This window comes from Rhodopila sp. (assembly GCF_965276935.1).
Classification (GTDB): Bacteria; Pseudomonadota; Alphaproteobacteria; order Acetobacterales; family Acetobacteraceae; genus Rhodopila.
Genome location: NZ_CBDIBS010000004.1, coordinates 1072307 through 1095674, shown reverse-complemented (window position 1 = coordinate 1095674; position 23368 = coordinate 1072307). Strand labels below are relative to the sequence as shown.

At 63.4% G+C, this 23368-nt stretch carries 23 protein-coding genes; 12 read left to right on the top strand and 11 right to left on the bottom strand.

Annotation, left to right across the window (positions count from 1 at the left end):
- Positions 1-21 precede the first annotated feature (21 nt).
- Positions 22-162: a hypothetical protein gene (locus ACQY4S_RS21305; RefSeq protein ID WP_428487204.1), complete on the bottom strand. Its 141-nt coding sequence runs from the start codon at positions 160-162 to the stop codon at positions 22-24.
- Entirely contained in the window at positions 159-647 is a 489-nt protein-coding gene (locus ACQY4S_RS21300) for a hypothetical protein (protein WP_428487203.1), read from the bottom strand. Before ACQY4S_RS21300 ends, ACQY4S_RS21305 begins: the two co-directional genes overlap by 4 nt.
- A 128-nt stretch (positions 648-775) precedes the next feature.
- On the opposite strand from ACQY4S_RS21300, the gene ACQY4S_RS21295 reads away from it, so the two are divergent.
- From ACQY4S_RS21295 to ACQY4S_RS21285, 3 genes are all read left to right on the top strand, one after another.
- Positions 776-988, top strand: a complete 213-nt coding sequence (locus ACQY4S_RS21295) for a helix-turn-helix domain-containing protein (protein WP_428487202.1) — start codon at positions 776-778, stop codon at positions 986-988.
- A gap of 282 nt (positions 989-1270) precedes the next feature.
- Positions 1271-1726: a type II toxin-antitoxin system RelE/ParE family toxin gene (locus ACQY4S_RS21290; protein WP_428487201.1), complete on the top strand. Its 456-nt coding sequence runs from the start codon at positions 1271-1273 to the stop codon at positions 1724-1726.
- A complete protein-coding gene (locus tag ACQY4S_RS21285) occupies positions 1719-2114 on the top strand; it encodes a helix-turn-helix domain-containing protein (RefSeq protein WP_428487200.1) in 396 nt (131 codons plus the stop codon). Before ACQY4S_RS21290 ends, ACQY4S_RS21285 begins: the two co-directional genes overlap by 8 nt.
- A gap of 683 nt (positions 2115-2797) precedes the next feature.
- Here ACQY4S_RS21285 and ACQY4S_RS21280 read toward each other — a convergent pair.
- Both ACQY4S_RS21280 and ACQY4S_RS21275 read right to left on the bottom strand, forming a co-directional pair.
- Positions 2798-2992, bottom strand: a complete 195-nt coding sequence (locus tag ACQY4S_RS21280; protein WP_428487199.1) for a DUF29 family protein — start codon at positions 2990-2992, stop codon at positions 2798-2800.
- Between the two features lie 95 nt (positions 2993-3087).
- Entirely contained in the window at positions 3088-3294 is a 207-nt protein-coding gene (locus ACQY4S_RS21275) for a hypothetical protein (RefSeq protein WP_428487198.1), read from the bottom strand.
- On the opposite strand from ACQY4S_RS21275, the gene ACQY4S_RS21270 reads away from it, so the two are divergent.
- Positions 3293-4072 carry an SDR family NAD(P)-dependent oxidoreductase gene (locus tag ACQY4S_RS21270; protein WP_428487197.1) on the top strand — a complete coding sequence of 260 codons (780 nt, stop codon included), beginning with the start codon at positions 3293-3295 and terminating at the stop codon, positions 4070-4072. The genes ACQY4S_RS21275 and ACQY4S_RS21270 overlap by 2 nt on opposite strands.
- Positions 4073-4081: 9 nt before the next feature.
- On the opposite strand, the gene ACQY4S_RS21265 is transcribed toward ACQY4S_RS21270, so the two are convergent.
- Positions 4082-4519, bottom strand: coding sequence for a c-type cytochrome (locus ACQY4S_RS21265; RefSeq protein WP_428487196.1), 438 nt, complete (start codon positions 4517-4519; stop codon positions 4082-4084).
- Between the two features lie 145 nt (positions 4520-4664).
- Here ACQY4S_RS21265 and ACQY4S_RS21260 point away from each other — a divergent pair, with 145 nt between their 5' ends.
- The 4 genes from ACQY4S_RS21260 (at position 4665) to ACQY4S_RS21245 (ending at position 11105) form a co-directional block, all read left to right on the top strand.
- Positions 4665-5246, top strand: a complete 582-nt coding sequence (locus ACQY4S_RS21260; RefSeq protein WP_428487195.1) for a TIGR00730 family Rossman fold protein — start codon at positions 4665-4667, stop codon at positions 5244-5246.
- A 50-nt stretch (positions 5247-5296) separates the two neighbouring features.
- Positions 5297-6286: a metalloregulator ArsR/SmtB family transcription factor gene (locus ACQY4S_RS21255; protein ID WP_428487194.1), complete on the top strand. Its 990-nt coding sequence runs from the start codon at positions 5297-5299 to the stop codon at positions 6284-6286.
- Between the two features lie 13 nt (positions 6287-6299).
- Positions 6300-9785, top strand: coding sequence for a methionine synthase (gene metH, locus ACQY4S_RS21250; RefSeq protein WP_428487193.1), 3486 nt, complete (start codon positions 6300-6302; stop codon positions 9783-9785).
- Between the two features lie 432 nt (positions 9786-10217).
- Positions 10218-11105 carry a DUF2076 domain-containing protein gene (locus ACQY4S_RS21245; protein ID WP_428487192.1) on the top strand — a complete coding sequence of 296 codons (888 nt, stop codon included), beginning with the start codon at positions 10218-10220 and terminating at the stop codon, positions 11103-11105.
- Between the two features lie 13 nt (positions 11106-11118).
- Here the strand turns inward: ACQY4S_RS21245 and ACQY4S_RS21240 are convergent, their stop codons facing one another.
- From ACQY4S_RS21240 to ACQY4S_RS21220, 5 genes are all read right to left on the bottom strand, one after another.
- Complete coding sequence (locus tag ACQY4S_RS21240; protein ID WP_428487191.1) at positions 11119-11901, bottom strand: slipin family protein; 783 nt, start codon at positions 11899-11901, stop codon at positions 11119-11121.
- Positions 11902-12275: 374 nt separating this feature from the next.
- Entirely contained in the window at positions 12276-13202 is a 927-nt protein-coding gene (locus ACQY4S_RS21235; protein ID WP_428487190.1) for a 3-hydroxybutyryl-CoA dehydrogenase, read from the bottom strand.
- The gene (locus ACQY4S_RS21230) at positions 13203-14138 is read right to left on the bottom strand and encodes an FAD-binding protein (RefSeq protein WP_428487189.1); all 936 of its coding nucleotides are present in this window, start codon (positions 14136-14138) and stop codon (positions 13203-13205) included. It lies immediately after the preceding gene.
- Positions 14139-14140: 2 nt separating this feature from the next.
- Positions 14141-14890 carry an electron transfer flavoprotein subunit beta/FixA family protein gene (locus ACQY4S_RS21225; protein WP_428487188.1) on the bottom strand — a complete coding sequence of 250 codons (750 nt, stop codon included), beginning with the start codon at positions 14888-14890 and terminating at the stop codon, positions 14141-14143.
- A 222-nt stretch (positions 14891-15112) separates the two neighbouring features.
- Positions 15113-15298 carry a twin transmembrane helix small protein gene (locus tag ACQY4S_RS21220; protein ID WP_428487187.1) on the bottom strand — a complete coding sequence of 62 codons (186 nt, stop codon included), beginning with the start codon at positions 15296-15298 and terminating at the stop codon, positions 15113-15115.
- A 144-nt stretch (positions 15299-15442) separates the two neighbouring features.
- Between ACQY4S_RS21220 and ACQY4S_RS21215 the strand changes: the two genes are divergently transcribed.
- The 4 genes from ACQY4S_RS21215 (at position 15443) to ACQY4S_RS21200 (ending at position 22734) form a co-directional block, all read left to right on the top strand.
- Complete coding sequence (locus tag ACQY4S_RS21215; RefSeq protein WP_428487186.1) at positions 15443-17884, top strand: mechanosensitive ion channel domain-containing protein; 2442 nt, start codon at positions 15443-15445, stop codon at positions 17882-17884.
- Positions 17859-18569, top strand: a complete 711-nt coding sequence (locus ACQY4S_RS21210; protein WP_428487185.1) for a 2OG-Fe dioxygenase family protein — start codon at positions 17859-17861, stop codon at positions 18567-18569. The genes ACQY4S_RS21215 and ACQY4S_RS21210 overlap by 26 nt, the downstream gene beginning before the upstream one ends.
- A 335-nt stretch (positions 18570-18904) precedes the next feature.
- Positions 18905-20680: a hydantoinase B/oxoprolinase family protein gene (locus ACQY4S_RS21205; RefSeq protein ID WP_428487184.1), complete on the top strand. Its 1776-nt coding sequence runs from the start codon at positions 18905-18907 to the stop codon at positions 20678-20680.
- On the top strand, positions 20677-22734 hold the full coding sequence (locus ACQY4S_RS21200; protein WP_428487183.1) for a hydantoinase/oxoprolinase family protein: 2058 nt from the start codon (positions 20677-20679) through the stop codon (positions 22732-22734). Before ACQY4S_RS21205 ends, ACQY4S_RS21200 begins: the two co-directional genes overlap by 4 nt.
- Here the strand turns inward: ACQY4S_RS21200 and ACQY4S_RS21195 are convergent.
- The gene (locus ACQY4S_RS21195; protein ID WP_428487182.1) at positions 22731-23306 is read right to left on the bottom strand and encodes a Uma2 family endonuclease; all 576 of its coding nucleotides are present in this window, start codon (positions 23304-23306) and stop codon (positions 22731-22733) included. The genes ACQY4S_RS21200 and ACQY4S_RS21195 overlap by 4 nt on opposite strands.
- Between the last annotated feature and the right edge of the window lie 62 nt (positions 23307-23368).

Sequence of the window (23368 nt, the reverse complement as noted above, 5' to 3'; positions counted from 1 at the left end):
CCTGTATCGGTAAGCGGCTGATCAGGCTGCAGGTGGGTCATTCTGCGGCAGCAGCATCGGTTTCGGCTTGCGGCGCGGCGGACTGTTCGCCGGGGGCTTGTAAGGAAAGTTCGGCGGCTTGGCCGGAGGCGCATCGCCAGTGGCACGGAAGGTGCGGGTCATGCTGCATCGCCTTCATTCGTCGCCCAAAGGGTTTGCCGCAATTCCTCGCAGGCGATCAAGTCATCGGCCATGGACGTCGCCAAATAGGCGGCGCCGGTCTTGGACGAGCGAACGGCGATGGCCTTGGCGTAGATCCCGGCCGCCGTCGTCGCCTTCAGCTTCGCGGCTGCTCGCAGCAGGTGCGCGTATTTCTGGCCGGTTGCGGTGTAGTCCTTGTCACATGCGTCCTTCGTCGTTCGGTCCGCTTCGGTTTTGCGGAACCGTGCCGCGCGATCGGCCTCCCGCCAACGCTGAGCGGCGGCATCGGCAACCCGCCGCTGGTGCCCGATCTCGGCGCAGATATCGAGCAAGGCCGCGTCGGGGTGCGGCGGTCCGTCGCCAAGCAACAGGTGATCGGCCGACTGCGTGGCGATGGCCCGCATCCGGCCGATCGCGGCGGTGAAATCGGTGGAGGATGTGGTAGGGTCTGATTTAGCCGTGGGCATGGGTGTCTCCCGTGTTTGTTTCCTTGTGCATCTGGCGCAAGGTTGCTACACGGTAGCGACAAATCAGCGGTTGGCAAGCCCAAATCGCTACCCTGTAGCGAGGTTTCATGACACCAGAGCAGTGTCGGATGGCGCGGGCCGCGCTCAATCTTGGCGTCAGGGAACTGGCGACGGCCGCGAACGTCTCGACCAATACGATAACTCGGTTGGAACGCGGTGAAACGCTCTATCCCCGGACCGTTGACGCCATCCGCGCCGCCCTCGAAGCGGCCGGCGTCGAGTTCATCCAGGAAAACGGTGGAGGGGCGGGGGTGCGGCTGCGGAAGGGCGCCGGAAGCTGATCCGATGGGACGAGCTGCGACCGATCAATTTGAGCTTGACCAAAAGCCCCAAAAAGGAATATTATCCCTACCACACTGGCCGCCCACCTTAACGCATGTGCAATGCTGGATTATTCGCAGCGGCCATTAACCATTCAGCAACCATTGCGCGATATGGTGATGTAGCCGGCGATGTCGCCTGCGGCCATCATTCTCTGGTAACCAAACAGTGCTTGCATCGCTGCACCGTAATGTCTAATTGCGCTTGTGATTATGGCAGAACTTCCATATTAGGACATTGCGGTGACATCTGGAACGAGCATCGATATCAAAGAGGTGATCTTTATCAACCAACGATGTGAGAAGGACTACCTTCTCCTGCCAAGAGAGGTGGGAGAAACGGCAGATGGTGCTCTTGATGCACTGCAAAATGGTAGAACTCCATCGGGCAACATGTACGGGCCTATGACGAACGACCGCAGGCTCACTGGCATATGGGAAATCAAACTCCCATACGACGGTGATGCTTTTCGTGTTTACGTTTGGTTAGGATGTCAGCAAGTGGTTTTTGTTCTGGACGCTGGCGATAAGAAGTCTCCGTCCGGCAAGGAAGTGCCGGAGTGGCAGAAGGACAGGTTGGCTGAGCGGTTGGCAAATGCAAAACGCGACAGCGAAAGTCTCGCAGCCGAATTGTGGGATGCATTCAACGCCCGCGCCAAGCGACGTGCGCGTTTACAAAGGAGTGGGGTACATGGCTGATCAAGGACATAACTTTGATGGCCCGAACTGGCGCGATGATCCCCTTGAAAATACGCCTATCGTTCGGCGTTCTGAGGGGTTCTTAAAATCCAGAGGGCATCAAAATCCGGAGCTTTTCCGCATCAAAATCGGCTTAGTCGAAAAAATTCGGGAGACAATAGAAAATAAAAACTGGAGGCAAAGCGATGTGGTGCGGCATGTCAACGCCTATGACAGGGCTGATTGCATTGATCAGCCGGACGTGTCGCGCATTCTAAATGGAAATGTTGAACGCTTCTCTTTGGATAGATTAATTGTCATTCTAGCTGCTCTCGACAATCGAGTATCAGTGAGAAGCGACCCGGTAGCTAAGGGGCATGGGTGTATTGTCATGGCTGGTGCGGATTAGCACCAGCCCGGCCAGCGTCGGGAAATGCACCCCGCACACATCATGCGTTTGTCCTGCGGCCATCCGGGCACAGTCAGCCGCGACGATCTGCCGCAGTGCTGGCATGGGCAGTGCTGGACCATGCTCCGCCATCAGGCGGTCGGTGCGCAGCCTGCCGCGCCGTGGGCAGCGGTTGCAGGCCACGTCGAGCACCGGAAGGTGGGGGACGATTTGGCCGAGGGTGACGACGCCGGACCTAATTCGAATGCAATCGCTGATCGGGTCTCTTAACTGCCATCAGGCATTCAGCATAGGTATCAAGGATGTACTTTCGATCTACTGACGAGGGGGCGGCTCCGCCACCCAGGCTCTTCTTGTCTGCTACGACTACATGCCTGAATAGCTGATATGCCACATACTCGGGCGAATTTTCTGCTATGCGGACAACTGGTGCATCTGCCACTGGCAACCCCTTAATTTAGCTCAAACCAAACGGCACCACGATCTGAAAACGACTCCAGCCATGTCAAGCGTTATGCGCCAGTGTGCGCCGACATGCTGCACAGGCTCATGGGCTAGTTTGTGGGATAGCGCGACGCTATTTTGCAAGTCACTGATTTAACTACATAAATTGGCCTTAACGGCGGAAACCCCCTCCACCAAGCGCCTATTAAGGTCCTGTTTTAGCGGATTAGTTTAGGATATCAGATGGTTAGAGGTGCCCTGGTGATACAAAAGGGCGGTTCAATGCTGGGGCTGCGTCCCACGCTTTCAACTTCCTCAATGATGTTCGGCCAGTCGGGCGCTTCGTTCACCGGCTCGCCGGCCGCAACACGGCGCAACAGATCGCGCTGCCGCTCCGACCATAGTAGGATGTCTTCATCGTAAAGGCTGGTCATCGGTCAGCTCCTTTCCTGAAAGAACGTGCTGGTGCCGATCCCGTGGCCCTGAGATCGCCCACATCCGCAGTGTGGCAAGCGACTGGCGTCGCCTCCTAACCTGTATAAACCGCCTCAACCGTGATCTCCAGCCCCGGCGGGTCCAGCCTGATCGCGCCCGCGGTCAGCACACGGGTCTCGATCGCCCCGTCCTCATCCCGCCGCCGGTTCAGGCGCTCCCCAGGCGCATCAGCCCCGGACGCAAAATCTTTCCCGGCACGGCCGTTGCACGCCAACCCGCGAACCAAAGCGGAGGATGACATGCTGGCAGGACGCGTAGGGCTGGTCACCGGACCCGCCAAGGGCATGGGTGCCACGATCACCCGCGCGCTGGCCGCCGCCGGCGCCGATCTGCTGCTGGTCGCCCGCGACGCCGACGCGATTGCGCCGCTTGCCGCCGAACTCATCGCCACTGGCCGGCGCATCGTTGTCGCCGCCTGCGACGTCACGCGGGAAGCCGACGTCGCCGCCGCGATGACACTTGTTGATACCGCGTTCGACGGCCGCATCGACTTCCTGGTCAATATCGCCGGCGGCTCCGGCCCGCTGGGTCGTCCGTTCTGGGAGAACAGCCTGACCGAATTCGAGCAGATCATGACCCTGAACGTCACCGGCTGCTTCCTGACGATGCGCGCCGTGATGCCCGGCATGATCGCTCGCGGCTACGGCCGCATTGTCAATGTCGGCGGCACCTTTGGCCTGCGCGGGCGTGCCGGACGGGCCGCCTACAGCGCCTCGAAATGGGGCCTGCGCGGGCTGACCAAGTCAGCCGCGCTGGAGGCCGGCCCATTCGGCGTGACTGTCAACTGCGTCTGCCCCGGCATGGTGGAAGGCGAACGCTTTGACCGCGTGCGCGGCGACATGGCAGAGCGGTTGGGAATCACCGCGGACGCGGCACGCGACCGGATGGCCGCGGAATATGCCTTGCGCCGGATCTCCACTGCGGACGATGTCGCCGGCGCGGTGCTGTTCCTAGTCGGCGAGCACGCCCGTCAGATCACCGGGCAGGATATCGCCGTGGATGGCGGCTGGGTAATCTGACGACACCAGCTACCTCGCGCGATAGGCTTTGTGACAGGCGCCGCAGGTGCCACCGAGGACCTTGTAATCAGCCGCTACCGCCTCGGTGTCGCCGGCCTTCGCCGCATCGGCCAGCTTGGTCGCCGCGGCGCCCATCGCCGCCGCATCCTTCTGGAATCCGGCCGAATCAGACCAGATTTCTGGCAATGCTTTGGTGTCGTGACCGGTTTCCGTGCCCTTGGGGAACATCGACGGGATCACCGCAGCCCACTTTGCTATTCCCCTGGCTGGCTGTTCCAACGGCTTGACATCGCCTTTGGTCGTCACGGTCTGCTTGATCAAGGCGAACGTGCCGGCGTTCAGATCATAGGCGGCCTGGCGGACGGCGATCAGGTCCGGCCCTTCGGCCCGCGCCGCGCCCATCGCCGCGAGCATGGCGGCGGCACCTAAAGCGATCCTGTATTTCATTGATGAAAGCCTTCTCCACTTCGTATTGGTCAAACATCGCAAGCCGCTGTAGCACCAGCGGATTACAATGCTGCACCGCCATAATGATCCGCTAGCAGAGTTGGCGGCGGCGGAACAGACTGAAAGCTTAGCTAGAAGGATAATCATGTCGGCCATTCACTCACTCGCCGTGTTCTGCGGCTCCCGCGTTGGCTTCAACCCGGCGTACGCCCAGGCGGGGCGTGCGCTCGGCCACGGTCTGGCCAACGCCGGCATTCGCCTGGTCTACGGCGGTGGCCGCATTGGCATCATGGGTGTCATCGCGGACGCCGTGCTGGAAGCCGGCGGCACGGTGCTGGGCGTGATCCCGGACTTCCTCAAGCAGCTCGAGGTTGCCCATCAAGGCGCGCAGGACATGGTCGTCACCGACAGCATGCACATTCGCAAGTTCCGCCTGTACCAGGAATCGGACGCGTTCCTGACCATGCCCGGTGGCCTCGGCACCTTTGACGAGACCTTCGAGATCATCACCTGGCGGCAGCTTCGCCTGCACAACAAGCCGATCCTGCTGTGCGATATAGCCGGATGGGCGGCACCTCTGGTCGCCACCATCGACCAAGCCATCGTCCAAGGCTTCGCTGATCCCGCCTGCCGCGATCTGTTCGAGGTGCTGGACGACGTACCCGCCGTGCTGGAACGCCTGCGGACGCTGCCAGCCGGCAAGGGCAGCTCGGAGGACCGCTTCTGATCAAAGCATATCTGGACATAAGGATGTCTTTATGTCATTGAGCACCGATCATGGATATGCTCCTCGCCGGGCTGCGCGCCGCCGCCGAACCGACCCGCCTGCGTCTGCTCGCCCTCGCCGCGCGCGGGGCGTTCTGCGTCATGGACTTCACCGAGATCCTCGGCCAGTCGCAGCCACGCTTGTCGCGCCACCTGAAGCTGCTGTGCGACTGCGGGCTGCTGGACCGGGTGCGGGAAGGGGCGAATGTCTGGTTCACTCAGCCTGCTGGCGACAGTGGCGCGCATAATGGCCTTTTGGGTCGCGCCCTGATTGCCCAATTGCCCTCGGACGACCCGGTGCTGGAGGCTGATTGCCGTCAGGCCGCGCGGGTGCTGGCCGAACGCGCCCGCATTGCCTCGGAGAGTTTCCGGCGTCAGGGTGCCGACTGGGACGAGATGCGGGCGCTGGACCTACCAGCCCAGGCGGTGGAAGCGGCCCTGCTGTCGCTGGTGCAACCGCACGATGGCAGCGGCCTGGGCGGCGGTCGCCTGCTGGACATCGGCACCGGCACCGGCCGAGTACTGGAACTGCTCGCCCCACACGTCAGGCAGGCGCTCGGCGTGGATGCGTCCAAAGCCATGCTCGCCCTGGCCCGCGTCAGACTTGCCGGCCCCGACTTCACGCATTGCGCGGTTCGCCTGGCGGATATGTATCGCCTGCCGCTGCCCGACCGGTCCTATGACATCGTCGTGCTGCAGATGGTCCTGCACCATGCCGAGGATCCTGCCCTCGTGCTGGCCGAAGCGGCCCGCGTGCTGCGCCCAGGAGGCCGGCTGCTGCTGATCGATCTCGCCGCTCACGACCGCCAGGAACTCACCGCTCGTCTCGCCCATCGCTGGTCCGGCTTTTCCGATGAAACCGTCAACCGCCTGTTCGCCTCTCTCGGCTTGAATCCGACAGCCTCTCTTACGATTCTGGGTCCGCTTGCCGTGCGGATTTGGCCTGCAACCGGAGCGGCCCCGGTTGCCGTCACCACCGACGCCCTCGAAAGCGCCTTCTGAAAGCAGTCCCAGCATGACTCGTCCCCATTTGCTCGATGCCCTGCGCGATCGCGTGCTGCTGTGCGACGGCGGCATGGGCAGCCGCGTCCAGGCACTGACCCTGGATGTGGAGAAAGACTATTGGGGACGGGAGAACTGCACTGATGTCTTGGTGCTGTCCCGCCCCGACTTGGTGCGAGAGATCCACCGCGGCTATTTCGCCGCCGGCGCCGACATGGTGGAAACCAACACCTTCGGCGGCTCGCCGGTCACGCTGGGCGAGTTCGACTTGGCCGACCGTGCCTTCGAGATCAACAAGATCGCCGGCGAACTGGCCCGCGAAGCCGCTGAGTCTTTCGCCGACGATCGTCCGCGCTGGGTCATTGGCAGCGTCGGGCCCGGCACGAAACTGCCCAGCCTGGGCAACATCGCCTACGATCCTCTGGAAGCCGCATTGGCCGAGCAATGCCGCGGCCTGATCGCCGGCGGCGTCGATGCGATCCTGATCGAGACCTGCCAGGACACGCTGCAGATCAAGGCCGCGGTCAATGGCGCCAAGATTGCCCGTCGGGCGGCCGGCACCGACACGCCGGTCTTCGTCCAGGTCACTGTGGAAACCACCGGCACGCTGCTGGTCGGGCCCGACATTGCCGCCGCCGCGGCGGTGATCGGCGCGCTGGATGTCCCGCTCATGGGCCTGAACTGCGCCACCGGCCCGCAGGAGATGGCCGAACACGTCGGCTGGCTGGCGGCGAACTGGCCCGGGCTGATCTCGGTGCAGCCCAACGCCGGCCTGCCCGAGCTGGTGGATGGGCACACGCATTATCCGCTGGGCGCCGCCGACCTCGCCACGTGGCTTGAACGATTTATCGCGGAAGATGGCGTCAACTTGATCGGCGGCTGCTGCGGCACCACCATCGGCCATATCGAGGCGCTGGATGCGATGTTGCGCAACCGAGGAAACTTCCGGCCGGCGCCGATCCCCCGCAAGCCGGTGTGGGTACCCGGGGTCGCCAGCCTGTACCAGGCCGTCCCGCTGCGGCAGGAGAACGCGATCTTCGCCATCGGCGAGCGTTGCAACGCCAACGGATCGAAGAAGTGGCGCGAACTGCAGGAGACGCAGGACTGGGACGGCTGCGTCGCCATGGGCCGCGAGCAGATCAATGAAGGTTCGCACGCGCTGGACATCTGCACCGCCTTTGTCGGCCGCGACGAGATGTCCGAAATGAATGAGGTGATTCGCCGCTTCACCGCCTCGGTGAACAGTCCGCTGGTCATCGACAGTACTGAAACTCCGGTGCTGGAGGCCGCGCTGAAGCTGCACGGCGGCAAGCCGATTATCAACTCGATCAACTTCGAGGACGGCGAGAAGGCCGCCGCTGACCGGCTGGTGCTGGCCAAACGCTTCGGCGCCGCGGTGATCGCGCTGACCATCGATGAGGTCGGCATGGCGAAGACGGTGGATGAAAAATTGCGTATCGCCCGCCGGCTGGTCGATTTCGCCTGCAACCAGCACGGCCTGGCGCAGTCCGACCTGCTGATCGACCCGCTGACCTTTACCATCGCCACCGGCAACGAGGATGACCGGAAGCTCGCGCAGTGGACGCTGGAAGGCATCGCCGCGATCCGGGCGGCATTTCCCGACATCCAGATCATCCTGGGCCTGTCGAACGTCAGCTTCGGCCTTAACCCGGCGGCCCGCGCCGTGCTGAACTCGGTGTTCCTGGACCACGCCATGCGCGCCGGCATGAGCGGCGCCATCGTGCATGTCTCGAAGATCCGCTCGCTGCACCTGATCGCGGCGGAGGAAAGGCAGGTCGCCGAGGACCTAATCTTCGACCGCCGCCGCGAAGGCTATGACCCGCTGCAGAAACTGCTGGAACTGTTCGCCGGCCGCAAGGCCGCCGACGCGGTCAAGAAGGAACGCGCCGAAACCGCCGAGGGCCGTCTGAAGGACCGCATCGTTGATGGTGACCGCAAGGGTCTTACCGACGATCTGGACGAGGCGCTGCTGACCCTCGCACCCTTGGACATCATCAACAACGTGCTGCTCGACGGCATGAAGGTGGTCGGCGACCTGTTCGGCGCCGGCAAGATGCAGTTGCCGTTCGTGCTGCAAAGCGCCGAAACGATGAAGAGCGCCGTCGCCTACCTGGAGCCGATGATGGAGCGCGTCGAGGGTCAGGAGAAAGGCACCATCGTCCTGGCCACGGTGAAGGGCGACGTGCACGACATTGGCAAGAACCTGGTCGATATCATTCTCACCAACAACGGCTATCGTGTTGTGAACCTTGGCATCAAGGTGCCATTGGCGGACATGCTGCAAGCGGTGCAGGACAACCACGCCCATGCCATCGGCATGTCCGGCCTGCTGGTGAAGTCCACCGTCGTGATGCGGGAGAACTTGCAGGAGATGTCGCGCCAGGGCGTGGAGATCCCGGTCCTGTTGGGCGGCGCCGCGCTGACCCGGAATTACGTGGAGGATGCCTGCGTCCAGGCGTATGCCTCCGGCCGAGTCGCCTATGCCCGCGACGCGTTCGATGGGCTGCATCTGATGGACAAGGTCACCGGCAACGGCTTCGACGACTACCTGGCGGCAATCCAGTCGAAGCGCAGCGGCAAGGCCCGCAATACCGCGCGCACCCTTGGTCAGGCCGACACACGGGCCTTCCGTCCCGTTGATGTCGCGGCGGTACGAAGCAGGCGCCATCGCATGACCTGCGACCTGCCGGTGATCGAGCCGCCGTTCTGGGGCGCCCGCATAGTTGAATCGGCCCCCAAGGCGATCGTGCCTTTCGTCAATGAGCGGAGCCTGTACCAGTTCCAGTGGGGATTCCGGAAACAGGGCCGTTCATTGGACGACTTCCTCGGCTGGGCAAAGCAGGAACTGCGGCCCATCATGCGCCGCATGCTGACCTTGTGCGACACGCAGGACATCCTGAAGCCGCAGGCCGCCTACGGCTACTGGAAGGCCGCCGGCCAGGGCAACGACCTGATCATCTTCGCACAGGACGGCACCACCGAGCTGGCTCGATTCTTGTTGCCACGCCAGCCGAAAGATGATGGTGAATGCATCGCCGACTTCTTCCGCGACATCGACGACGCCGAACGCGACGTGATCGCGCTGCAGGTGGTGACGGTCGGCCAGAAAGCCTCCGACACCGCCCGCATCTGGTTCGAGGATAACCGCTACCAGGATTATCTGTACCTGCACGGCCTGTCGGTGGAGATGGCGGAGGCAATGGCCGAGTACGTCCACAAGCGCATCCGCGCTGAACTCGGTTTCGCCGGCGAGGACGACCGTGACATGGAGAAGATGCTGGCACAGGGCTATCGCGGCAGCCGCTACTCCTTCGGCTATCCGGCCTGCCCGCGCGTGGAGGACCAAATTCCGATCCTGGACCTGCTGGGGGCGGAACGGATCGGCATCTCGTTGTCCGATGAGTTTCAGCTTCACCCGGAGCAATCGACCAGCGCGATCGTCGTGCTGAACCCGCGGGCAAAGTATTTTTCCGTTTAATGGCGCTCCCTGATCGGTCGACACGGTCGGTTTGGCAAACGACTGGGTCAAGCCGTCGGAGTCCTCATCCGTCCTGCCACGCCTGACGATCATGACGCCCTGGTGGCGCAATTCCTCTGACTGAATGTGCATGAAGATTCGATAACCGGAGATCGGGTTACGGATCATCAGGCGGCGAGGGAATTTCTCGCCGTGGCTTGGCAGCTTGTTGGGGAGACCAGCGGAGGCGCGCTTGTTGCTGATCTAGACGGGCAGGTGGTCGGTCACCTCTTCCTGCTGTTCAAGCAAGCCGCTCGATCCTCCGGCATAAGGCCGCGCACCATTGAACCATGCCCATATCGGCGCCACATACCATATGCTAAACGAATCCGTCTTAACCCGCCGGGGATGACCCACTGACCGACCCGCGAGGGGATACCAAAGGGGGCATACATGACGAACGAAGAACGCGATATCATCAGCCAGTTCATCACCCGGGTCAGTGGTTCGGCCGCGCCATCGGGTTTTGCCGGCGGTTCGGTTCCAGCGACGCAACCTGCGCTGCCCCCGGTTGATCGGGATGCCGATGGGCTGATCGGGCAGCTTTTCCAGCAATACCCCGAGGCACGCTACCGCATCACACAACTCGCCTTCGTGCAGGAACACGCTCTGGTGGAGGCGCAGAACCGCATCAAGCGGCTGGAATGGGAGCAGCAGCAGACCCAGCAGGCTTTGCAGCAGGCGCAACAGGCCGCGCCGCCACCCGGAGCCGGGTCAGGCAGCGGCGGCGGGTTCTTTAGCGGCCTATTCGGCGGCGGCAACCGCCAACAGCCGGCGCCACCGCAAGGAGGTGGCGCCTGGAACCAGGGCGGCCAACCGCAGCGGCCGTCTTATCAGGCATCGGCACCGAAACCCCCGCCGCAGTACCCGCCGAACTACCAGCAGGGCATGTTGCCGCGCCAGGGTTCCGGGTTTCTTGGATCGGCGTTGACCACCGCGGCCGGCGTCGCGGGTGGCATGGTTGCCGGCAATGCGCTCATGGGCTTGTTCTCACCCCGTCAAGGCGGCGAGTTCGGCGGCGGCTTTGGTGGAGCGCAAGGCGGCAGCCCCTGGGCAGATCCGACTGGTGGCCAGAATGCTGTTGATACCGGAAGCTGGGATAGCGGCGCTTCGGCGGGCTCACCCGCTGGTAATCAGGATTATGTCGACAATGGTTCCTGGGATCAGTCGGGTGGCGGAAATGATCCGGCGCCACCGGACAACAGCGGAAGCTGGGACTCCAGCGGTGGCGATAGTGGTAGCTGGGATAGCGGCGGCGGATCGGATGATAGTACTTTCTGATCGGGTAAGCTGATCAGGCTCCGGGACCCGGATCATTCTGGACGGTCCTGGCCACGGCGACCACCGACCCAAGGCTGATCGCCATGTCTGTCGGAATCAGCACCGTGGTGCCCCGATCCTTGTTCATCTCATAGAGCAGGTTCATTTGACGCAGCTTGAGCGCGTTCGGGTCGCTGCCATATAGCTTTGCCGCTTCCAGGATCTGTTCCGCGATCGCCCGTTCAGCCGATGCCAAGGTTACCCGCGCGTCTTTCTCCCGCTCCGCCTGCGCCTGCATGCTCATGGCGTCCTGCAACTCCCGCGGGATCGCGACATCCTTGATCTCCACGCTGCGCGCGGTCACTCCCCAGTTCGTCGTCTTGGCAGTGATCGTCTGGCGGAGTTGCTCGTCCGCGGTACGCCGGTCCGACAGCAGCCTGGACAGGTCCGTGGCGCCGATCATCTCCCGAAGGCTTGTCTGCGCCACCCGCTCGATCGCCTCCCGATAATTGGCGATGCGGATTGCCGCGGTTTCGGCGTTTTCCACCTGCCAGAACACGATCGCATCGACGCCCACCGCCACGGTATCGCGGGTCAACGCCTGTTCGGCTGTGATGGTGGTTGTCTGGATGCGCAGGTCGATGACCTGGGCGACTGAGTCGACGAACGGAAGCACCAGGTAGATCCCAGGCCCCTTCACCTTGTGGAAACGGCCGAGCCGCAGGATGACGGCTCGTTGCCACTCGAAGGCAATGCGGACAGATCGTGCCAGTATCACAAGAACAACGACCGCGATGACGGCCAGAACAATCAGCATTCCGCGGCTCCTTCATGTCCTCGATGAGGGCAGTTGGGGAACCTACCATTTCCGGAAGGATTGAACTGCTAAGGTTTTTCAATCAAGCGAATGGAACGACTCCATCATGTGCCGACTCGCGCCGCGTGGCGAGATCTGACGTCGTGCTCGGGTATGCCTTATTGGTCCGGTCTTTAAAGCGCGATTGGATCAGGTTGACCCAGGAGGCGCGCTTTAAGTCATTGTTTGATCGCGTGATTCACGCCTTCTGACTGGGTCAGCCTCAGGCGATCATGCTCTAAGAGGTAAAACATCTTGGCGCGGCTTACCTGGGCCATCACCGCGCCGCCTGCCGCCGCTTCGCGCGGCGGCGGCTTGAGCGAAACCGCGTGAAATTACCGCGTCGGCCGCGGCGGCGTGTGGGTGTAGTCGTAAAACCCGCGTCCGGTTTTCCGGCCCAGCCAGCCGGCTTCGACATACTTCACCAGCAGCGGGCACGGGCGGTACTTGCTGTCCGACAGGCCTTCGTAGAGCACCTGCATGATTGACAGACAGGTATCCAGGCCAATGAAATCCGCAAGTTCCAGCGGTCCCATTGGATGGTTGGCACCGAGCTTCATGGAGGTATCGATGGCGGCGACCGATCCGACGCCTTCATACAGTGCGTACACCGCCTCGTTGATCATCGGCACCAGGATCCGGTTGACGATGAAGGCCGGAAAATCCTCGGCCACCGCGCTGATCTTGCCTAGCTTTTGTGCCAGCGCCAGCACTGCCTGGAAGGTCGGCTCATCGGTGGCGATGCCGCGGATGACTTCCACCAGCTTCATGACCGGGACCGGGTTCATGAAGTGCATGCCGATGAATTTCTCCGGCCGGTCGGTCGCCGCGCCCAACCGGGTAATGGAGATCGAGGACGTGTTCGACGCAACAATACAGGACGGTTTCAAGTTCGGAATCAATGACTTGAAGACCAGGCGCTTGATGTCCTCCTTCTCGGTCGCGGCTTCGATCACGAAATCCGCTGCAGCCAGCGCGGCATAGTCAGTGGCGGTCTTCACCCGCACCAGCGCCTCATCCCGCTCATCCGCGGTGATCAGCGATCGATTGACCTGGCGGTCCATGTTGCGGGCCATGGTGGCCATAGCCTTGCTCAGGGCGTCCGGCTTGATATCGACTATGGTCACATCCAGGCCCGCCAGGGTGCAGACATGCGCAATGCCATTGCCCATCTGACCCGCGCCGACAACGCCCACCGAGCGGATATCGGACCCGGCGGCGCTGTCGGTATCAAAGCCGGCGGATGTGACGTCGATGTTCATTCAGGCGCGCTCCAGTTCCGCCGCCAGTTCCGGCAGCGCGTTGAACAGATCAGCCACCAGGCCATAATCGGCGACCTGGAAAATGGGCGCTTCCTCATCCTTGTTGATCGCCACGATGACCTTGCTGTCCTTCATGCCGGCCAGGTGCTGGATGGCACCGGAGATCCCAACAGCGACATAAAGCTCAGGCGCGACGATCTTCCCGGTCTGACCGACCTGGTACTCATTAGGCACGAAGCCGGCATCGACGGCGGCGCGCGAGGCGCCAACCGCGGCACCAAGCTTATCAGCAATCGGTTCAATAAGCTTGAAGTTTTCGCCGTTTTGCATGCCGCGGCCGCCAGAGATCACCACGCGGGCTGCGGTCAACTCGGGCCGCTCGCTCTTGGACAATTCGGCGGAGACGAACCGGGACAGGCCCGGCATGTCACCAACGGTGACAGCCTCAATCGGTGCGCTGCCACCATCGGCGGCGACCGGATCGAAGCTGGCGGCCCGCACGGTGATGACCTTCTTCGCGTCAGAGGATTTCACCGTCGCCATTCCGTTGCCGGCATAGATCGGCCGGACAAACGTATCGGCATCCACCACCTCGGCGACATCGCTGATCGGCTGCAGGTCCAGCAGCGCCGCGACGCGCGGCAGGACGTTCTTGCCGACAGCCGTGGTAGCCGCGAGCACATGCGTATAGTCCGGCGCCAGAGCGAGCAACAAAGCCGCTGTCGGCTCCGCCAGCAAATGATCCAGCGCCGGCGCATCGGCGACCAGGACCTTGGCCACACCGGGCAGCTTCGCGGCGGTCGCGGCGGCATCGGATAGACCACTGCCGGCTACCAGCACATGCACCTCACCCAGGGTCTGCGCCGCGGCCAGCGCACTGCGCGACGGCTGCTTGATGCCGGACTCGTCGAATTCGAGAAGAACCAGACTCGTCATTGTCAGATTACCTTCGCTTCGGTCTTCAGCTTGCTTACCAGTTCCGCAACTGAGCCCACTTTCTGCCCGGCTTTGCGCTTCGGCGGTTCCGACACCTTCAGCACGGTCAGCCGCGGCGTCGTGTCAACCCCCAGGTCAGCCGGCTTCATGTTGGCGATCGGCTTCTTGCGCGCCTTCATGATGTTCGGCAGCGACGCGTAGCGCGGCTCATTCAGCCGCAGGTCGGTGGTGACGATGGAGGGCAGGGTCAGCGCCACCGTCTCCAGCCCGCCATCGATCTCGCGCGTCACGGTCAGCGTTTCGCCCTCAATCGCCAGCTTGCTGGCGAAGGTGCCCTGCGACCAGCCCAGCAAAGCGGCCAGCATCTGGCCGGTCGCGCTCATGTCGTCGTCGATCGCCTGCTTGCCCAGGATAATCAGCGTCGGCTTTTCCTGGTCGGCGATCGCCTTCAGCAGCTTGGCCACCGCCAGCGGCTGCAGGTCGGCGTCGGTCTCGACCAGGATGCCACGGTCGGCGCCCATCGCCAGCGCGGTGCGAATCGTTTCCGCGCATTGCGGCACGCCCAGGGAGACAGCGATGATTTCGGTTGCGACGCCCTTTTCCTTCAGGCGCACCGCTTCCTCGACGGCGATCTCGTCGAACGGGTTCATCGACATCTTCACGCCTGCGGTCTCGATGCCGGAGCCGTCGGACTTCACCCGCACCTTGACGTTGTAATCCACAACCCGCTTGACGGGGACAAGTATTTTCATGGGGAACCGCGCGGCCTCCTGGGACGTGGTGAACTGCAACCTTTACGCTTCAGCAGGCCGTATGGTTCGACAGGGCGGCCGCCTCGGTTCCAGGCCCCCCTCTGTCCACACCGGCGCCGGTCTTGTTCGCAGGTGCGAAACAGGAAGCGGACCATATTGACGCCATTTCCGTGTGTCAAACCAGCTTCAACACCGGCGCGAGGGCACCGTCGGGGCAGAGGATCAGGACCGCAAGAGGCTCATCATAATGATAAACAGCAGGATCGCGGCACCCTGCAGGATAACCCGCCACTGCATCAGCCGGTTTGACCGTCTGGGGTCGCCTTCCCGCACCATGCCCACCATTCCGGCGATCAGCACACCGAGGACGGCCAGCAGCAGGACACCCATCAAGACCGTGAAAAACATGTGCATGAGGCTGATCTGGGGTGCCAGCGTTGATTGTGCAGTGGGCCTTGCTCCATGAGCAGGGAATAGGCGTTGACCTTCCGCCGGCTTCCGTGTTCGTACCGCTGCATGATGCGCCGCCTCCTGTTGATATGCGGGTTCTTGGTGTTTGGCCTGACCAGCCATATCGGGATTGCCGCGCCGACCGCGCCGAATGCCAGCCTGCCGCCGATCTCCGCCGAACAGGCCCGTGCCGCGCTGGACGTTCTGAACGACCCGGCCAAGCGGGCGTCGTTCGCCGCGACCCTGGGTGCGATCGTCAAGGTCCAATCCGCCAATACCCAATCCGGTGGCGCCGCCGCTGCAACGGCAACCACCGCATCGGGAACCGCGCATCCCGCAACCGCCCCGCCGATCCAGACAACGGTCGAGGGACTGACCCTGCCTCTCGCGCCCGACAGTCTGGGCGCGCAGGTTCTGGTCTCCGCCTCCACCTTCGTCAATCAGCTTGGCACCGAGGCGAAGGATGCGCTGGACGCGGTGCAAAGCCTGCCGCTGCTCTACGGCTGGGCCGAGATGATGGCGACAAATCCGATGGCGCAGCACATCCTGGTGGACGTCTCGTGGCGGCTCGCCATCGCCTTGGCCTGTGCCGCGGCGGTCGAATTTGGACTCAGACGGGCCATGCGGCGGCCGATCCGGGCGCTTGAAGCCACCGCGCCGGCGACGCGCCAGACCGAGCATGAAGCCAATCCGGACGATGCCCTAACGGAGGACATGCCGGAGGACATGCCGGATGACGATACGCCGGATGAGGGCGTCGCCGCCGCGGAGGCGGGCGAGGTCGAACCGCCGCCCGTCACCCGGCCGCGGCCCTCCGCCTGGATCCTGCTGCGGCGGGTGCCGGTGGTGCTCGCCCGCCTGTTGCTCGAACTCATCCCCGTGCTGGGACTTTTGCTCGTTGGTCATCTGGTCGCCGGATCAAGCATCGGCGGCAATTCTGTTATCCGGATGGGCATCCTGGCGGTAATCGATTCCTATGCGATCAGCATGGCGATCCTTTGTGTCGTGCGCATGCTGCTCTCTCCCGGTGAGGCTCGCCTGCGGCTGTTTCACCTATCCGACGGCACGGCATCCTATCTCATGCGCTGGACCCGCTGGCTGGTCCTGATCGCGGTGCTGGGTTACGCGGTTGGTGAGCTGGGGCTGCTGCTGGGCCTGTCCCAGGTCGCGCACGATCTGCTGGAAAAGACGGTGGGCCTGGTCCTGCACATCTGCCTTGCGGTCATCGTCGTGCAGAAGCGTCTCGCCGTGCGGCAGGCACTACGCGCGCCGGAGGGCCAGACTGGCCTGATCGCCACCGCGCGCAATCGCCTGGCAGCGGTCTGGCACTGGATCGCGTTGTTCTTCCTGGTTGCCATCTGGCTGGTGTGGGCCGTGGAGATCCCGCATGGCTTCACCGCGCTGCTGCATTATTTCGCGATAACCGCCCTGGTGCTGATCGGCGCCAGACTGACCCTGCTGGTGCTGTTAGGTATCGTCGATCGCGCGATGCGGCCCGCGCCGGGCAAAACAACGATCTCCCCCATGATCGACGGGCGCCTGCGCATCTATCATCCGGTCGTGGCGGCGGCACTGCGGTTTACCATCTACCTGCTGTGTGTGCTGGGCCTGCTTCAGCTTTATGGCATGAACACCTTCATCTGGCTCACCAGCAGCATTCTTGGGCTGCGCATCGTGTCCGCGGCCTGCACGATCCTGCTGACGATCGTGCTGGCATTTTCCGCATGGGAAGCGGTGAATGCCTCGATCCACAACCACCTCGACCGCCTTCAGCGTGAAGCCCAGTTGGCCCGTTCCGCTCGACTGCGCACCTTGCTGCCGCTGCTGCGCACCGGCCTGCTCATTGGCATCGCCGTCCTCGCCGGCCTGGCGGTGCTGAGCGAGATCGGCATCAATATCGCCCCGCTGCTCGCCGGCGCCGGCATCATCGGCGTGGCAATCGGCTTTGGCTCGCAAAAGCTGGTGCAGGATCTGATCACCGGGATTTTCCTGTTGCTGGAAAACGCCATGCAGGTCGGCGACATGGTTACCGTGTCAGGGCTGACCGGCACGGTGGAGGCGCTCTCGGTCCGCACCATCCGGCTGCGCGCCGGTGACGGATCGGTTCACCTGATCCCGTTCAGCTCCGTCACCAGCGTGACCAACGTCAACCGCGGTCTGGGCAACGCATCGGTGAATGTCGTGGTAGCCTATCAGGAGGACACCGACCGCGTCTCGGCCGAACTGCTGGCGATCGGCGCCGACATGCGCAACGATGCTGTCTTGTCGGCGATGATGCTGAGCGACCTGCAGCTCTGGGGAGTCGACAAGGTGGATGGCGCCGGTGTCACGATTGCCGGGCAGATCGTCTGCACAGACACCGGCCGATGGACCGTGCAAAGGGAGTTCAATCGGCGCATGAAGCGACGGTTCCAGGAGCTTGGGATCGGGATCTACAATCCCATACAGAAAATCGAGTTTTCCGCCCCGGTTCCCTTTGATGCTTCCTCGGAAAAGGGTGCGGAACAGCGGGGTGATCATGAACACGCTCAGGCAGCTAACTGACCAGATCCGAGCCGATGGCTACACCTTCGTGCAGGCACCGGCCATGCACGGCCTGCTGGAACAGGCCGGATCGCTCGTGGACTGGCAGGCATTCGCCGATAGTTGGAACGACCTTGGGCGGGACACCTACATGGCCGACGGCGGGCGCTACCGCAAGCGCCGCCACGCCGTGTTCAATGCCAACGCGGACGGCATCGTACGGCAACCGGCACAGCCGCACTACCAGAGCCGCGACTACAACACGCTGAACGGCGGCATCGAGCGCTGGTTCGAGCCGGTGGTCGAGGCGATCGGCTCCGGCGCCTCCATGGCCGCCGTCCTGGGCTTCTGCCGCGGCCTGTTCGACCGGCTGACACCGGGCCACTCGTGGCACGTGGAAATACATCAGTTTCGGATTGAAGCACGGCATGGCGAGGCCGGCCGCCCGACGCCGGAGGGCCTGCATCGCGATGGTGTGGATCACGTGCTGGTGCTGCTGGTCAACCGCCGCAACATCGCCAGCGGCGTGACCTCGGTGCACGATCTGGCTGGTTCCCCATTGGGCCATTTTACTCTCACCGAACCGCTTGATGCGGCCCTGGTGGACGACTTGCGGGTGATGCATGGTGTCACGCCGGTGGAACCGGTCGATCCCGCGCAACCGGCGTTCCGCGACGTGTTGGTGGTAACGTTTCGACGGGCATAGGGGGTCTTCAACGCGTTCGCGGGCGTCTAACAATCACCGTGGGACTTGACCCATTCGCCATTGATGCCAGCCGGAACGACCAGCAGGTGATCCTCCACCTCTAGCGGCATTCGCGCGACCATCTTCAGGTCACAGTCGATGACAACCTTTGGCGCGCAACCGGCCAGGAGGACAAGTAAAGCACATCCGAACGTCCGACGAAACGATAATGGCGACGACATGCCAAGAGGGCCTCGATCACGGAAACGAGACTGAACATGGCACAGCGCGCAGGGCGTTGCCACGAAAGCGCATCGGTGGTCGGATACAGGTGTCACGACGGATGAAGCAGCAGCATGGCAGATCCCATCACCGAAGAATTGTTCCGCAATGCGATCTCGGCGATCGGCGACGAAATGGTCCTCACGATCTACCGCACCGCCTATTCCGGCGTGCTGAAAAACATCATGGATTACAGCGCGGCGATCTGCGACGCGGAAGGCCGGCTGGTGGCGCAGGGTCTGTCGCTGCCGGGGCATTTGTGCTCGATTCCGGTGGCGCTGCAGGCGGTGTTGAGGCATTTTGGCGATGATGTCGAACCGGGCGACATCTTCATCAACAACGACCCGTACGACGGCGGCATGCATCTGCCGGACATCTTCATCTTCAAGCCGCTGTTCACAAATCCGCCGTCCTCTGGCGGCAAGCCAATCGCGTATGCCGCGACGATTTGTCACCATACGGATGTGGGCGGCCGCGTGCCGGGCTCGAACGCCTCCGACAGCACGGAAATCTACGCCGAGGGCCTGCGCATCCCGCCGCTGAAGCTATACGAGCGCGGCCAGCCCAACGCCACGCTGTTCCGCATGATCGAGCGCAATGTCCGCCTGCCGGGCCGCGTCTTCGGCGACATTCGTTCGCAATTGGCGGCGTGCGAGATCGCCGCGCGCGGCATGACCGACCTTGTGGCGCGCTACGGCGGGAACGGCGTCCGCGACCTGATGGTGGCGATGATGGACTACTCCGAGCGGCTGACCCGGCAATGCCTGCTGGAACTGCCGGATGGGGAAGCCAGCTTCACCGACTGGATCGACGACGACCAGATCGACCTGGGCAAGCCGATCAAGCTGGTCTGTACCGTTCGCAAGCATGGCGACACCATGGAGGTCGACTGGACCGGCAGCGCGCCGCAGGTAAAAGGGGCCATCAACAATACGCTTAGCTATACGGCTGCCATGAGCTTCACTGCGGTGAAGTCGGTGTTGTCGGTGAACATGCCAAACAACGACGGGGTGTTCCGGCCAATCAAGATCATCGCGCCGCTGGGCACCATCACGCACGGCCAGCTGCCCGCCGCCTGCGCCGCGCGCGGCTTGACCGGCTTTCGCGGCGCCGATTGCTGTTTCGGCGCGCTGGCGCAACTCTATCCGAATCGGGTGTTCGCCGCGTCCGACGGCGGCAACACCGGCCTGACGGTCGGCGGCTACGACAAGGATCTGAACCCCTTCATCTACGTCGACTTCATTTCGGGCGCCTGGGGCGGGCGGCCCTGGGCGGACGGACTGGATGGCAACACCTGCATGTTCGCCAACATGGCCAGCTTTTCGGTGGAGGTGATCGAGGCGGAAAACCCGCTGGAGGTGCTGGATTATGAATTCGTCCCGGATACCGGCGGCGCGGGCCGGTTCCGTGGCGGCATGTCGCAGCGCAAGACTTGGCGCATGCTGGCCGATGAAGGCGTGCTGCAGGTCCGCGCCGATCGTCAGACTCATCGTCCTTACGGCCTGTGGGGCGGCGGCCCGGGCACGCCTGGCCTGAACGTGATGAATCCTGGACCAGGCGAGACGAAACTGCACTCGAAGATCACCATGAATTTGATGCGCGGCGACATCTTCCGGCATGAACTGCCGGGTGCCGGCGGTTGGGGCGCGGCGCTGGATCGCGACCTGGCGTTGGTGGCACGAGACCTTCGTGATGGCCTGGTATCTGTCGAGGCAGCGGCGCATGACTACGGTGTTGTTGCCGACGGCGACCCGCCGGTGATCAACATGGCTGCCACCGAAACCTTGCGCGCTCGGCTGCGGCGTGACCGCAAGCCGCTGCCTGACGTGGCCTGGGAGCCCACGGCATGAGCCTGCGAATTGGCGTCGATATCGGCGGAACCTTCACCGATCTGGTCGCGATCAGCGCCGATGGAATTGTCACAACGCAGAAGATCGCCTCCACGCCGCATGACTATGGCGAGGGGATCGTCGCCGGCCTGCAGGCGCTGCTGGCCGATGGGCCCGCGCGGGTAACGGACGTGCTGCACGCCACCACGGTCGGCTCGAACACCGTGCTGGAGGGCAAGGGCGCCCGCACCGCGCTAATCGCCACGAAGGGTTTTCGCGACATCCTGGAAATCCGCGACCTGCGCATGCCGGTGCTGTACGACATCGGCTGGACCAAGCCGCGGGCTCTGGTGGAGCGTCGGCTGCGGCTGGAGGTTAGCGAGAAGATGCGCCCGGACGGTTCCGTCGCGGTGCCACTGGATATGGACAGTCTTGCGCCGGTCGTCGCGATGCTGCGCGACGAAGGCGTCGTCAGCGTCGCGATCTGCCTGCTGCACAGCTATGCCAATCCGGCGCACGAACAGGCGGTGGCGCGGGCCGTCCAGGCTGCTCTGCCAAAGATCGCGATCTCCGTCAGCAGCGAAATTCTGCCGGAGATCAAGGAGTATCCGCGTACCAGCACCACCGTCATCAATGCCTACGTTCAGCCTGTCGTGCGGGCCTACATCACCGCGCTGGATGCCCGGCTGCGGAGCCTGGGGATCGAGGCGCCGCTGCAACTGATGCAGTCCAACGGCGGGTTGGCGTCCGCCGAATTCGCCGCGCATGCGCCGGCGCACATCATTGAAAGCGGCCCGGCCGCCGGCGTGGTCGGCGGCGCCGCCCTGGCTCGCCGATTGGACGAGGCCCGGATCGTGACCTTCGACATGGGCGGCACCACCGCCAAGGCCGGGCTGGTGGAAAATGGCGAAGTGCTGCGCACCGAGGCGATCGAGGTCGGCGGCGGCGTGATGGCCGGCTCGCGGCTGCTGGTGGGCGCCGGCTACATGCTGAAGCTGCCGGCGGTCGACCTGGCGGAAGTCGGCGCCGGCGGCGGCTCGATCTGCCGACTGGATAGTGCCGGGGCGCCGAAAGTCGGGCCGGAAAGTGCCGGCGCCGATCCGGGGCCGGCCTGTTACGGACGCGGCGGGACAGCGCTGACGATCACCGACTGCAACCTGGTGCTGGGCTATCTCGATCCAGGCGGTCTGGCCGGGGGCGCCATGCGGCTGGACCTGGAGGCGGCGCGCGACGCGGTTACCCGGGATCTGACGGGACCGTTGAAGTGCTCGATCGAGGAGGCGGCGCATGGCATGCTGCGGCTGGCTTCCGCCACCATGATGCGGGCAATCCGCGCGGTTTCGGTGGAGCGTGGGCGCGACCCGCGGCAGTTCGCCATGCTGGCGTTTGGCGGCAATGGGCCGTTGTTCGCCGCCGGCATCGCGGCGGAACTGGGAATTTCCCGCATCATCATTCCGCCGCTGCCGGGCGTGTTCAGCGCCTTTGGACTGCTGGTCGCGGACGCCGAACATCATGCTCGCCTGAGCATCCGGGTGCGGCTGGACCAAGCCGATCCGGCGCGGATCAGCCGCAGCATCGCCGAGCTGACGGAAGCGGGTATGCAGCGCCTGAAACGCGATGGTTTCGCGGTTGAACGGCAGGTGTTTCAGCGCGCCGCGGCCGCGCGCTACGCTGGACAGTCAAGCGAGATCGAGGTGGCGCTGCCCGATGACGATATTTCTCCGTTCTTGATCGCGGACCTGTTTGCCGCGGAACATGAGAGGACATATGGCTTTCGCGCACCGGCGGGGGAGCCGGTCGAGCTGATGGGTCTGTCGGTGATGGCGCGCGGACTACCCGAGCAGCCTCGGTTGCCCAGCAAAATTTCACCGTTCGCTCAGACCGTGCCAGCCAGCCGGCGGGCGTGGTTTCCGGGTGATGGATGGGTAGAGACGCCAGTCACCGACCGGGCGCGCCTGAGTGGGACGGTCTCCGGCCCACTGATCGTGCAGGAATATGACGCGACCTGCCTTGTGCCGAAGGGAATGACGGCACGGCTTGATACGTTTGGGAATATCCGGATGGAAGCGCGTTAGCCTGTCTGCTCGGCGGTCTGTTCGACGAGGTCGATGCCGGTGTAGAATTCCGCCATTGGCACCTGCACGTCGATCTCCGGCATGCGGAGCGTGTCTTCCATGGTCAGCGTCTCCACCACCCACTCCCCGTCCTTGCGCACAAAGACCATAGCTGCGATTGCGTCCTGTTCCAGGATCACATACCGCTGGATTGATGGCGCGGCACGATATTCCCGCAGCTTCTCAATACGGTCCGTGCGCGACGTGCTGTCGCTGAGAACTTCAAACACGATGACCGGATCGCGCACGACAGTCGCCCGGGCCGGAACAGGCGTGCAGATAACGAAACCATCCGGGTAGCGGATATGGCCTGCAACCTCGATCTTCAGGGTGGGACCGTGGACGCGACAAGGACCGCCGCCAAGATGGCTTCGCAGGATAAATCGGATGTTGTCGCCAATGATCTCGTGCGCGACCGTGCCCCCGTTCATCGCAACCGGCTCAAACCCATCAAATTCCCAACGCAATTCCTGCCGTTCCTCCCACGCAAGGAATTCAGCGACCGTCATCGGTTTGCGAAGGGCGATGCTCATCCGAGTATCCGTAGCAGAAGCGGCGTCGGTTGTCGCCTGTCCGCCGCGGATGCTAACTTCCT

What these genes read in the sequence shown, in the direction of transcription:
- ACQY4S_RS21295 (WP_428487202.1), top strand. Translation starts at nt 776, where the DNA reads ATGGCGCGGGCCGCGCTCAATCTTGGCGTCAGGGAACTGGCGACGGCC.
- ACQY4S_RS21265 (WP_428487196.1), bottom strand. Translation starts at nt 4,519, where the DNA reads ATGAAATACAGGATCGCTTTAGGTGCCGCCGCCATGCTCGCGGCGATG.
- ACQY4S_RS21245 (WP_428487192.1), top strand. Translation starts at nt 10,218, where the DNA reads ATGACGAACGAAGAACGCGATATCATCAGCCAGTTCATCACCCGGGTC.
- ACQY4S_RS21220 (WP_428487187.1), bottom strand. Translation starts at nt 15,298, where the DNA reads ATGTTTTTCACGGTCTTGATGGGTGTCCTGCTGCTGGCCGTCCTCGGT.
- ACQY4S_RS21300 (WP_428487203.1), bottom strand. Translation starts at nt 647, where the DNA reads ATGCCCACGGCTAAATCAGACCCTACCACATCCTCCACCGATTTCACC.
- ACQY4S_RS21230 (WP_428487189.1), bottom strand. Translation starts at nt 14,138, where the DNA reads ATGACGAGTCTGGTTCTTCTCGAATTCGACGAGTCCGGCATCAAGCAG.
- ACQY4S_RS21205 (WP_428487184.1), top strand. Translation starts at nt 18,905, where the DNA reads ATGGCAGATCCCATCACCGAAGAATTGTTCCGCAATGCGATCTCGGCG.
- ACQY4S_RS21195 (WP_428487182.1), bottom strand. Translation starts at nt 23,306, where the DNA reads ATGAGCATCGCCCTTCGCAAACCGATGACGGTCGCTGAATTCCTTGCG.
- ACQY4S_RS21235 (WP_428487190.1), bottom strand. Translation starts at nt 13,202, where the DNA reads ATGAACATCGACGTCACATCCGCCGGCTTTGATACCGACAGCGCCGCC.
- ACQY4S_RS21280 (WP_428487199.1), bottom strand. Translation starts at nt 2,992, where the DNA reads ATGACCAGCCTTTACGATGAAGACATCCTACTATGGTCGGAGCGGCAG.
- metH (WP_428487193.1), top strand. Translation starts at nt 6,300, where the DNA reads ATGACTCGTCCCCATTTGCTCGATGCCCTGCGCGATCGCGTGCTGCTG.
- ACQY4S_RS21270 (WP_428487197.1), top strand. Translation starts at nt 3,293, where the DNA reads ATGCTGGCAGGACGCGTAGGGCTGGTCACCGGACCCGCCAAGGGCATG.
- ACQY4S_RS21275 (WP_428487198.1), bottom strand. Translation starts at nt 3,294, where the DNA reads ATGTCATCCTCCGCTTTGGTTCGCGGGTTGGCGTGCAACGGCCGTGCC.
- ACQY4S_RS21200 (WP_428487183.1), top strand. Translation starts at nt 20,677, where the DNA reads ATGAGCCTGCGAATTGGCGTCGATATCGGCGGAACCTTCACCGATCTG.
- ACQY4S_RS21260 (WP_428487195.1), top strand. Translation starts at nt 4,665, where the DNA reads ATGTCGGCCATTCACTCACTCGCCGTGTTCTGCGGCTCCCGCGTTGGC.
- ACQY4S_RS21210 (WP_428487185.1), top strand. Translation starts at nt 17,859, where the DNA reads ATGAACACGCTCAGGCAGCTAACTGACCAGATCCGAGCCGATGGCTAC.
- ACQY4S_RS21305 (WP_428487204.1), bottom strand. Translation starts at nt 162, where the DNA reads ATGACCCGCACCTTCCGTGCCACTGGCGATGCGCCTCCGGCCAAGCCG.
- ACQY4S_RS21285 (WP_428487200.1), top strand. Translation starts at nt 1,719, where the DNA reads ATGGCTGATCAAGGACATAACTTTGATGGCCCGAACTGGCGCGATGAT.
- ACQY4S_RS21240 (WP_428487191.1), bottom strand. Translation starts at nt 11,901, where the DNA reads ATGCTGATTGTTCTGGCCGTCATCGCGGTCGTTGTTCTTGTGATACTG.
- ACQY4S_RS21255 (WP_428487194.1), top strand. Translation starts at nt 5,297, where the DNA reads ATGGATATGCTCCTCGCCGGGCTGCGCGCCGCCGCCGAACCGACCCGC.
- ACQY4S_RS21225 (WP_428487188.1), bottom strand. Translation starts at nt 14,890, where the DNA reads ATGAAAATACTTGTCCCCGTCAAGCGGGTTGTGGATTACAACGTCAAG.